Genomic DNA, 10,897 nt, shown 5'->3' with positions numbered 1-10,897 from the left:
TCGTTTATGGAACGGCCCAAGACTGGCAGAATTCCATTTCATTTCGTCAATTCGAGCCGACCATGCAACTGACCACCCCCCTGCTGTTCGCCACCCCTTGCGATGATGAAGAAGACAACATGGCGACCCTGTGCTGCCACAGCGACCAGGGCCAGATGTTTCTGCTGACCCGCTACCCGGACGAAGACACCGTCGACCTGACCCTGGACGATGAGCCGTCGACCCTGGACGGCATCAAAATCACCTTCAGCGCCAAGCGCCTGCTGCTGGAAGTTGCCGCTGGTGACACCGACGCCCTCAAGGGCGATGAGACCCTGGAGATCGTATTGACCAGTGACGGCAATGACCTGGCCGAAATCGACGAGACCTTGCGGATCATTCTTAACGGCACCGGCACTTACGTCAGCGAGCTGTAATCTGGCTGAGCTGGAGAAATAATTGACAGACACAGCGGGTAACGGGCATTGTCTGACAACCTGATCAATAGGCAATCCGTCCATGCTAGAGCTACAGCGCCCAGACACCCTGGTAGAAAGGGTTGTCGGCGCCATCCGTGCGGAAATCGACAGCGGCCGTCTGGCTGCCGAAGCGCGCCTGCCCACCGAACAGCAACTGGCCGAGCAACTCAACGTCAGCCGCTCGGTGGTGCGCGAGGCAGTGGCTCAGCTCAAGGCCGATGGGGTGCTGATCGCCCGTCGTGGCCTGGGCTCGTATATCTCGCAGACCCCCCATGGCACGGTGTTTCGCTTCCCCGGCAGCAACGGGCGCAAGCCTGATCTGGTGCAGATGTTCGAAATGCGCCTGTGGATCGAAACCCAAGCGGCCGCCATCGCTGCCCGTCGCCGCGATGCCGGCGACCTGAGCAACATCGCTGCAGCGCTGGAGCAGATGCTCGACCCGCGCAATGACCTGGCCGCCGCCGCGGCCGCCGACGTGGCCTTTCACCGGGCCATCGCCGAGGCGAGCAAGAACGACTACTTCGTCGCCTTTCATGACTTTCTCGGCAGCCAGTTGGCCGCCGCTCGGCAGCGTGCCTGGGAAAACTCGGCGTCGCCTGCAGTGGGCGGCCCGGCAGACGCCAACCGGGAACATCAGGCGTTGTACCAGGCCATCGCCGATGGCGACCGTCACGCCGCTGCGAGCTGTGCCGAAGCGCATCTGCGGGCCTCGGCCAAACGCCTGAAAATCGAGCTTCCTGAACTGAACTGAGCAAACCGACCCTGCCCAATCAAGGCAGGGTTTTTAACGCACCACTTAGTCTGACAACCTGATAAGCAGATCCACTGACAAGAATGCCAAGGTACCCTGCATGACTTACGACTACTTGATCATCGGCGGCGGCATCGTCGGCCTGGCCACAGCGATGGCACTGCTCGAGCAGCGCCCCGGCGCTTCGTTGCTGATCGTGGAAAAAGAGGCCAGCCTCGGTCGCCACCAGACCGGGCACAACAGCGGCGTGATCCATGCCGGGATTTACTATGCGCCTGGCAGTCTCAAGGCCGAGCTGTGCAAACGCGGCGCGCAAGCGACCAAAGACTTCTGCAGCGAACACGGCATCCATTTCCAGGTCTGCGGCAAACTGCTGGTTGCCTCCAATGAACTGGAGATGCAGCGCATGCAGGCGCTGTATCAGCGCTCGCAGGAAAACGGGTTGAAGGTCGAGCAGCTCGACGCCGCTGAGCTCAACCGCCGCGAACCCAACATCGCCGGGCTGGGCGCGCTGTTCGTCGATGCCACCGGGATCGTCGATTACCGCCAGGTGTGCCAGGCCATGGCCAAGGTAATCGAACGCGCTGGCGGCGAGCTGCGCTTGTCGACCAGCGTCCGCTCGATCAAGGAATACCCCGAGCATGTCGAAGTATGCAGCGACGAGCACCGCTGGCAGGCGCGCCAGTTGGTGGCCTGCGCGGGTTTGCAGTCCGACCGCCTGGCACGCCTGGCCGGCGTGCGCATCAATCACCAGATCATCCCGTTCCGTGGCGAGTACTACCGCTTGCCTGCGAGCAAAAGCCAGATCGTCAACCACCTGATCTATCCGATTCCGGATCCGCAACTGCCGTTTCTGGGGGTCCACCTGACCCGCATGATCGACGGCAGTGTCACCGTCGGACCAAACGCGGTACTCGGCTTTGCCCGCGAGGATTACCGCAAGTTCGCCCGCAACTGGGCCGATATCGGCGAATTCGCGCGCTTCCCTGGCTTCTGGAAAACCCTCTGGAACAACCTCGGCTCGGGCACCGCCGAGATGAAGAACTCGCTGTTCAAACGCGGCTATCTGCAGCAGTGCCGCAAATACTGCCCGTCGCTCGAGGTCGACGACCTGCTGCCCTACGAAGCCGGCATCCGTGCCCAGGCAGTGATGCGTGACGGCAGCCTGGTACATGACTTTCTGTTCGCCGAGACACCGCGCATGGTGCATGTCTGCAATGCGCCCTCGCCCGCTGCCACCTCGGCCATCCCCATCGGTCAGATGATCGCCGAAAAGATCCTCAACGCCCGCTGAGCTGCACCCCTAACTACAAAGACAATAAGGACCATCAGATGTCGGTACATCAAGCAGCAGTGACCGCAAGTGAAACGCCAGAACAGACACGCAAACGCCTGCGCAAGGTGGCCGCGGCGACCATTTTCGGCTCAATGCTGGAGTGGTACGACTTTTACCTGTACGCCACCATGGCCGCGATCGTCTTCTCGAAGATCTTCTTCGATGCCAGCAACCCTGCCGTAGCATCGCTGCTGGCGTTCTCGACATTCGCCATCGGCTTCATCGCCCGGCCCTTCGGCGGCGTCCTGTTCGGCTACCTGGGCGACCGGTTCGGACGCAAACACGTACTGGTGATCACCTTTTGCATGATGGGCGTATGCACCGCGCTGATCGGCTTGATTCCAAGCTATGCAACGATCGGCGTGTGGGCGCCGATCCTGCTGGTGGTGATCCGGATCATTCAAGGCCTGGGTGCGGGCGCAGAGCTGTCGGGGGCGGCCGTTACCTCCTATGAACATGCCAGCGAAGGCAAGCGCGGCAGCCAAGGCGCCTGGCCGGCACTGGGCTTGAATCTGGGCCTGCTGCTGTCGTCGCTGACCGTCTACCTGTTGACCATGAATGGCAATGACTTCCTGCTCGCCGGTGGCTGGCGCATACCGTTCATTGCCAGCATCGTGCTGGTGGCCGTGGGCCTGTGGGTGCGCAAGAGCATTCCGGAAACCCCAGACTTCAAGGAACTCGATCGCTCCGACGCCAAGCCGCAGATATCACCGCTGAAACTGCTGTTCAAAAATGACCTGAAAGGCCTCGCCGTGGTGTTCTTCGTCGCCATCGGCTACAACGCCCTGAGCTACATCTTCAAGACGTTCTCGCTGGCCTACCTGACCCAGTTCAAGGGTGTAGAGGCGCACGTCACGTCGCTGTCGGTGACCATCGCCAGCCTGGTTGCGATCTTTGCCGTGCCGTTCTTCGGTTGGCTGTGCGACCGTTGGAGCAGCAAGACCGTGCTGATGCTGGGTGGCGTGCTGTCTGCCCTGTTCGCCTACCCATTCCTGCAGTTGCTGAGCACCGGCGAGCCGAGCATGATCTACCTGGCGATCGGGATCGGCACCGGGATTCTGGCTCCGATGATGTTTGCCCCGCAGGGCTCGTTCCTCAGCCGCCAGTTCCCGACCCAGACCCGCTCATCCGGGTTTGGCACGGGCCGCGAAGTCGGTACCGCCGTGGCCGGCGGGCTGGCGCCGTTGGGCGGGCTGGCCCTGGTGGCCAGCTCGGCGACGCATTCCACCGACGGCGTCGCGCTGATGCTGACCATTGCCGGGATACTGGTAGTGGTGTTTGCATTCTTTGATCAAGGCCGCAAGCACTCCAGCTCGAAAAACTGACGGCCGCCCAGCGCCACCGCCCTGTTGGCGACTTCACCGCAAACAGGGCAGTGGCCCGTGACGCCCAACAGCCTGTGCCAGCGATAAATTTCGCCTCTGCCATTGGTCGTCACCACCCCGGATGGATTAAAGTAGCAGGCCCTGCCCGGGCTGCCTGCTGGCAACATCCCCGGCCCCTCTCCAGGAACCGTCGCCGATGGAACACCGTGAAGCGCTGAACGCGCTACGCACCTTTCTTTCCTCCCAGATCCTGGGCCAGGAAAAACTGGTCGAACGCCTGCTGATCGTCCTCCTGGCCGACGGCCACATGCTGGTCGAAGGCGCCCCGGGGCTGGCCAAGACCAAGGCGATCAAGGAGCTGGCCGAGGGCGTCGAGGCGCAGTTCCACCGCATCCAGTTCACCCCCGACCTACTCCCTGCCGACATCACCGGCACCGAAATCTACCGCCCGGAAACCGGCAGCTTCGTCTTCCAGCAAGGGCCGATCTTCCACAACCTGGTACTGGCCGACGAAATCAACCGTGCCCCGGCCAAGGTCCAGTCAGCGCTGCTCGAAGCCATGGCCGAGCGCCAGGTCAGTGTCGGCCGCAGCACCTACGACCTGTCGCCGCTGTTTCTGGTGATGGCCACGCAGAACCCGATCGAGCAGGAAGGCACCTACCCGCTGCCCGAAGCTCAGCTCGACCGCTTCCTGATGCACGTCAAGATGGGCTTCCCCGACGCGGCAGTCGAACGGCGCATTCTGCAGCAGGCCCGCGGCGAGGCGCTGAACGGCGAGACCAAGCCCGAGCGGCGGGTCAGCCAGCAGGCGATTTTTGCTGCGCGCAAGGAAATCCTCGGCCTGTACATGGCCGATGCAGTGGAGGAATACCTGGTGCAACTGGTGATGGCCACGCGCACCCCGGCCAAGTTCGACAGCGACCTGGCCGACTGGATCGCCTACGGCGCCAGCCCGCGTGGATCGATCGCGCTTGACCGTTGCGCCCGCGCGCACGCCTGGCTGGCCGGGCGCGACTTCGTCAGCCCCGAGGATATCCAGGCAGTGCTGTTCGATGTGCTGCGCCACAGGGTGATCCTGTCGTTCGAGGCGGAAGCGGCCGGGGTCGATCAGGACCGCGTGGTCCAGCGTATCCTCGACGTCGTCGCAGTCGCCTGAAGCCATGCCTGCCGCCCCGTTGGCCGAACCCGGTATCCGTACCAGTCTCAGCGAGCTGATCGACATGCGCCACCGCGTGCGTGAGATTCAGCTGTTCTCGCGGCCCGGCCAGCGCAGCCCGCTGGTGGGCCTGCACCTGTCGAAGCTGCGCGGGCGTGGAGTCGATTTCGACCAGGTGCGGGTCTACCAGGCCGGCGACGACGTGCGCAACATCGACTGGCGGGTGACCGCGCGCACCCAGGAGCCGCACACCAAGCTGTTCCATGAAGAGCGCGAGCGGCCGATCTTCATCATGGTCGAGCAGAGCCAGCGCTTGTTCTTCAGCTCCGGGCTGACCTTCAAATCGGTGCTGGCCGCTCAGGCGGCGGCGCTGTTCGGTTGGGCGGCACTGGGCCACAACGACCGCATCGGCGGGCTGGTGTTCGGCGATAACGAGCACTATGAAGTCAAGCCTAGGCGCAGCAAGCAAAGCCTGTTGCAGCTGCTCAACCGCCTGGCCAAGGTCAATCAGTCACTGCACCCCGAGGCCGTGCCTCAGGCCGACAGCCTGTCGCTGGCCCTGCGCCGGGCGCGCGAAGTGCTGCGCCCGGGTAGCCTGGCCATCGTCATCTGCGATGAGCGCGCCCTCAGCGAAGGCATCGAGCAGCACCTGTCGATGCTCTCACGCCATTGCGATGTGCTGCTGATGCCGGTTTCCGACCCACTCGATCATGCCCTGCCTGCCGCCGGCCTGCTGCGCTTCGGCCAACGCGGCGCGCAGTTGGAGCTGGATACCCTCGACAGCAATCTGCGCCAGGCCTACCGCCAGCAAGCCGAAGCGCGGATCGAGCGTTGGGAGCTGCTGGCGCAGAAGCTGCGTGTGGTGCTGATGCCGCTGAGCACCCAGAGCGAGATGGTCGAGCAACTGCGTGAATACCTCAACGCGCAGCGCCCGGGGCACCGCAAGTGAACCCGCTGGACGAGCTGCAGCCGTTGCTGGCGCCGCCAGCGATCAGCCTATGGCCACCGGCGCCCGGCTGGTGGCTGCTGCTGGCACTGCTGCCGGTGCTCGCCTGGGGCCTGTGGCGACAGCGCCACTGGCGCCCGGGCAAGCGCCGCGTAGTGCGCGCCGAACTGCCGCTTGACCCGGTCCGCGAAGCAGCCCTGGCCGAACTCGCGCGCCTGCCGCGCCCCTACGACGGCGCGCCGGCCGGTGCCTGGCTGCAGCAGATCAACGCGCTGCTCAAACGCCTGTGCCGCAACCATTATCCGGGCGCTAACAGCCATACCCTGAGTGGCCGGCAGTGGCTGGCGTTTCTCGACAACCGCTGCCCGGCGGCAGGCTTGACCCGCTGGATGGTGCTGGTCGAAGGCACCTACAAGCCCGAGTGCAAGCTCGACGACAAAGCCATCGTCGGCCTCAGCCAGGCGGTCGAAACCTGGATTCGCAAGCATGTTTGAACTGGCCTGGCCGTGGATCTTCGTGCTGCTGCCGCTGCCGTGGCTGGCGCGGCTGGTGCTGCCGGCTGCCGACAGCGGCGAGCCGGTGCTCAAGGTCGGCTTCATGAACGAACTCGAAGGCCTGGCCGGGCGCCGTGCCCGTCTCAATCTGCCCACTTGGCGCCAGCAGGCGCCGTTCGTGCTGATCTGGCTGCTGCTGCTGTTGGCAGCGGCGCGGCCGCAGTGGCTGGGCGAACCGGTACCGGTGGAAGCCAGCGGTCGCGACCTGCTGGTGGCCGTTGATGTGTCCGGCTCGATGGACTTCCCCGACATGCAGTGGCAGAACGACGAAATCAGCCGGCTGGACCTGGTCAAGGCGCTGATGGGCGACTTTCTCCAGAATCGCCAGGGCGACCGGGTCGGCTTGATCCTGTTCGGCAGCGAGGCCTACCTGCAAGCGCCGCTGACCTTCGACCGACGTACCGTGCGCACCTTCCTCGACGAAGCGCAGATCGGCATCGCCGGCAAAAATACCGCCATCGGCGACGCCATTGGCCTGGCCGTCAAGCGCCTGCGCCAACGCCCGGCGCAGAGCCGGGTGCTGGTGCTGATCACCGACGGCGCCAACAACGGCGGGCAGATTCATCCGCTGACCGCGGCCCGCCTGGCGGCCCAGGAGAACGTGCGCATCTATACCATCGGCATTGGTGCCAACCCCGAAGCCAGCGGCACCCCCGGTTTACTCGGCCTCAACCCAAGCCTGGACCTGGACGAAGCGTCGCTGCGCGAAATCGCCGACATCACCCACGGCAAATACTTCCGCGCCCATGATGGTGCTGAACTGGATGCCATCGGCGACAGCCTCGATCAGCTTGAACCGGTCGCTCAGCAACCGACCCAGACCCGCACCGCGAAAGAACTCTACGCCTGGCCGCTGGCTCTGGTGCTGCTGCTCAGCGTGTTGTTGGTGATTACCACGCTGTGGCCAGACAACCTGCTGCAGCGCGCCCTGCGCCGGCCACGTTTTCTGCAACCGCACCCCGAATGGCGCCAGCGCCTCAAGCGTCTGCGCCTGCGGAGGCGGCGATGATCGATCTGTGGCCCCAATGGCTGCGCCCGCTGTGGTTGCTGGCCGTGCCGCTGCTCGTCTGGCTGCTGTTCAAGCTGTGGCATCGGCGCAAGCGCGCGGGCCGCTGGCAGATGATTCTGCCGGCGCAGTTTCATGCGGTATTGCTCGGTGGCGGCAGTGGCAGCAACAGCAAGCTGCCATGGATCGCCCTCGGCGGCGCCTGGCTACTGATCGTACTGGCCCTGCTCGGCAGCAGCTGGCAACGCGTCGAGGAAACCCGCCAGCGCCCGGCCGACCCGCTGGTGATCATGCTCGAGCTGACCCCGCAGATGCTCGCCGAGGACAGCACGCCGAATCGCCTCGAACAGGCCCGACGCAAGATCCTCGATCTGCTCGAGCACCGCCGCGACAGCCAGACCGCGCTGGTGGTTTACGCCGGCAGTGCGCACACGCTGGTGCCGCTGTCGGATGACCTTGGCACCACGCGTAACCTGCTGGAAGCGATTGATCCGTCGATCATGCCGCAACCCGGCCAACGCGCCGACCTCGCCGTGCAAAAGGGGCTGGCCCTGCTCGCCCAGAGCGGCCTCGGCCAAGGCCGCCTGCTATTGATCGGCTCATCCCTGAGCAACAGTGAACGCGATGGCATTCTGCGTGCCCTGGGCCGGCAAGGACCAAACCTGTTGATGCTCGGCATCGGCAGCAGCGAAGGCGCGCCGGTCCGCCAGGCCAACGGTGAGTTCCTCAAGGATGAGCAAGGCGCAATCCTCTTGCCACGACTGGACAGCGCCAGCCTCAAGGCTTTCATCAGCAGCACCGGTGGCCGCTACCGCCACGCCCGCATCGACGACCTCGACCTGCGCGGCCTGGGCCTGTACGACAATCCACGCGCCCTGCGCAGCGACGGTCAGACCGTGCAACTGGACAGCTGGGCTGATCAGGGTTACTGGTTGCTGCTGCCGCTGCTGCTGTTGGCCGCCTGCGCCGGGCGGCGTGGCTGGCTGTTCTGCCTGCCGCTGCTGTTCTCCCTGCCGCAGCCCAGCCAAGCCTTTGAATTCAACGACCTGTGGCTGCGCCCCGACCAGCAAGGCCAGCGCCTGCTGGAACAGCAGCGCCCCGCCGCTGCCGCGCGCCACTTCGAAGACCCGCAATGGCGCGGCATGGCCCTGTACCAGGCCGGCGACTACGAAGGCGCGGCCAAGGCCTTCGCCCAAGGCAGTTCCGCCGCCGCGCACTACAATCGAGGCAACGCACTGGCTCGCGCCGATCAGCTGGAAGCCGCCCTGGACGCCTACGAGCAGGCCCTGGAACGGCGCCCGGATCTGCAAGCGGCGCTGGATAACCAGGCGCTGGTCCAGCAATTGCTGCTGCAGCGCCAGGCCAAGGCCAAAGCCGAGGAGCAGCAAGCCAAGGAAAATGCACAGAGCGCCCCGGGCAAGGACACCGACGGCAACAGCAGCTCGGCCAGCGATCAGGCCCCCGGCGATGCCGACCAGCCGCAAGCCAAGGCCGGCCAGGAGCAAGGCGACAAGGCCAGCAACACCCCGCCCCCCGCCGGCAATCAGGCAGGTGACGACGACAACCTAACCCAACCACCGCAACGCCCGGTTTCCACCAGCCTCGATGGCGAACAACGCCAGGCCCTGGAACAGTGGCTGCGGGAGATCCCGGACAACCCTGCGCAGCTGCTGCGGCGCAAATTCTGGTATGAACAGCAATTGCATCAGGAAACCCCACGATGAGTCGCTGCGGCGTCTTGCTTGTCAGTCTGTTCTGGATGCTTCAGGTCCAGGCCCAACCGCCGCTGCTGGCCAGCGTCGATCGCACCCGCCTGGAAGCCGGCGAAACCTTGGAGCTGATCCTCGAAAGCGAGGACGTCACCCAGTTCGGCAAGCCCGACCTGCGTGCGCTGGAAGGCGACTTCGATGTGCGTGGCACGCGCCAGCTCAACAGCCTGCACACGCTGGATGGCGAGACCCGCGCCAGCACCCGCTGGATCATCACCCTGCTGCCAAGGCGCAGCGGCAGCCTGAGCATTCCTGCGCTGCAACTGGGCCGGTCGTTCAGCCAGCCGATCGAGGTGCAAGTGCTGCAGGCCGGCGACAACCGGCCGGAAAGCGCCTCCCAGGTGTTTGTCGAAGCAACCCTGGACAGCAACGATGTCTACGTTCAGGCCCAGGCCGTGCTGACCCTGCGCATCTATCATTCAGTGTCGCTGTATGACGACAGCAGCCTCAGCCCATTGCAACTGGACAACGCCAAGGTCGAGCCGCTGGGTGAGTCGCGCACCTATGAGAAAGAGATCAACGGCGTGCGCCATGGCGTGATCGAAACGCGCTATGCGCTGTATCCGCAGCAAAGCGGCACGCTCGATATTCCACCGATGACCTTTACCGCCACCGCTGCTGCCGCTGATACCGGCGAGCAGCCATCTGCTGCCCCGCGCGCAGGCCGCCAGGTCCAGGTCAGCTCGTTGCCGCTGCGCCTGAACGTGCGGCCGATACCGGCCAATTACCCAGCCGGCGCCGCCTGGCTGCCGGCGCGCAGCCTGACCCTGGAAGAACACTGGAACCCGGACCCGAGCAAACAGACCGTGCAGATCGGCGACTCGCTGACGCGCAGTATTACCCTGCGCGCCGACGGCCTCTCCAGCACCCAGCTGGCGCCGCTGCCGGCCACCGAAATCATTGGCCTGCGCCGCTACCCGGACCAGCCACTGCTGCGCAACGAGGTCACCGAGCGCGGCCTGACCGCCAACCGCGAAGAGCGCGAAGCGCTGGTGCCTACCCACAGCGGCGAGTTGACTCTGCCGGCGCTGGAAGTCACCTGGTGGAACACCCGCGAAGACCATCTGGAAAACACCAGCCTGCCGGCGCGCAGCCTAAGCGTGCAGGACAACCCAGCCCTGAGCGCCGAGACGCCGGTGGGTGACAGCAGTTCATCCAGTCGCCTGCTCTGGCCGTGGCAACTGGCAACCCTGCTGCTGGCCCTGAGCACCGTGCTCGGTTTCACCCTGTGGTGGCGAGCCCGCTCGCAGCCGGCGGTGCTGCGTGCGGCGCAGACCGGCCCGAGCCCGCGGACCTTGCTCGATGACCTTAAACGCGCGTGCCAGGCCAACGACCCGCAGGCGACCCGCCAGGCCCTGGATGCCTGGGCGCGCCAGCATCCGGAGACGCTGGCCGAGATGGCGGCGCGCTTCGTGCCGCTGTCGGACGCGCTGGATGGCTTGAACGGCGCGCTGTACAGCGAGAGCGGCCAGCACTGGCAGGGCGACGACCTGTGGCGCGCGATCAATGCCATTCCGCCGGCCGAGCAGTTGCTCGACCCGGTCGGCGATGGCGGCAGCTTGCCGCCGCTCTATCCGAAGTAGCCCGGCGCGACTG

Annotated in this window: 10 protein-coding genes; all 10 read left to right on the top strand. The window is 65.1% G+C overall.

Going from position 1 to position 10,897, the window contains the following annotated elements; translation table 11 throughout:
* Nucleotides 1–62: 62 nt before the first annotated feature.
* On the top strand, nucleotides 63–416 hold the full coding sequence (locus FW789_RS01595) for a hypothetical protein (protein WP_101321337.1): 354 nt from the start codon (nucleotides 63–65) through the stop codon (nucleotides 414–416).
* 82 nt (nucleotides 417–498) lie between these two features.
* On the top strand, nucleotides 499–1,209 hold the full coding sequence (locus FW789_RS01590) for a FadR/GntR family transcriptional regulator (RefSeq protein ID WP_103438073.1): 711 nt from the start codon (nucleotides 499–501) through the stop codon (nucleotides 1,207–1,209).
* 100 nt (nucleotides 1,210–1,309) lie between these two features.
* A complete protein-coding gene (lhgO, locus tag FW789_RS01585) occupies nucleotides 1,310–2,503 on the top strand; it encodes an L-2-hydroxyglutarate oxidase (protein ID WP_411562796.1) in 1,194 nt (397 codons plus the stop codon).
* Nucleotides 2,504–2,541: 38 nt separating this feature from the next.
* Nucleotides 2,542–3,870, top strand: coding sequence for an MFS transporter (locus tag FW789_RS01580; RefSeq protein WP_101321344.1), 1,329 nt, complete (start codon nucleotides 2,542–2,544; stop codon nucleotides 3,868–3,870).
* A gap of 196 nt (nucleotides 3,871–4,066) precedes the next feature.
* The gene (locus FW789_RS01575; RefSeq protein ID WP_101321346.1) at nucleotides 4,067–5,026 is read left to right on the top strand and encodes an AAA family ATPase; all 960 of its coding nucleotides are present in this window, start codon (nucleotides 4,067–4,069) and stop codon (nucleotides 5,024–5,026) included.
* A gap of 4 nt (nucleotides 5,027–5,030) precedes the next feature.
* Nucleotides 5,031–5,975: a DUF58 domain-containing protein gene (locus tag FW789_RS01570; protein ID WP_103438075.1), complete on the top strand. Its 945-nt coding sequence runs from the start codon at nucleotides 5,031–5,033 to the stop codon at nucleotides 5,973–5,975.
* On the top strand, nucleotides 5,972–6,466 hold the full coding sequence (locus tag FW789_RS01565) for a DUF4381 domain-containing protein (RefSeq protein ID WP_103438076.1): 495 nt from the start codon (nucleotides 5,972–5,974) through the stop codon (nucleotides 6,464–6,466). Before FW789_RS01570 ends, FW789_RS01565 begins: the two co-directional genes overlap by 4 nt.
* Nucleotides 6,459–7,535, top strand: coding sequence for a vWA domain-containing protein (locus FW789_RS01560; protein WP_103438077.1), 1,077 nt, complete (start codon nucleotides 6,459–6,461; stop codon nucleotides 7,533–7,535). The genes FW789_RS01565 and FW789_RS01560 overlap by 8 nt, the downstream gene beginning before the upstream one ends.
* Nucleotides 7,532–9,256 carry a VWA domain-containing protein gene (locus FW789_RS01555; protein ID WP_446430799.1) on the top strand — a complete coding sequence of 575 codons (1,725 nt, stop codon included), beginning with the start codon at nucleotides 7,532–7,534 and terminating at the stop codon, nucleotides 9,254–9,256. The genes FW789_RS01560 and FW789_RS01555 overlap by 4 nt, the downstream gene beginning before the upstream one ends.
* The gene (locus FW789_RS01550; protein ID WP_207072970.1) at nucleotides 9,253–10,884 is read left to right on the top strand and encodes a BatD family protein; all 1,632 of its coding nucleotides are present in this window, start codon (nucleotides 9,253–9,255) and stop codon (nucleotides 10,882–10,884) included. Before FW789_RS01555 ends, FW789_RS01550 begins: the two co-directional genes overlap by 4 nt.
* Nucleotides 10,885–10,897: the final 13 nt, after the last annotated feature.

It is taken from the genome of Pseudomonas sp. 1121_17 (genome assembly GCF_052850745.1).
This window is presented reverse-complemented; position numbering and strand designations above follow the sequence as displayed.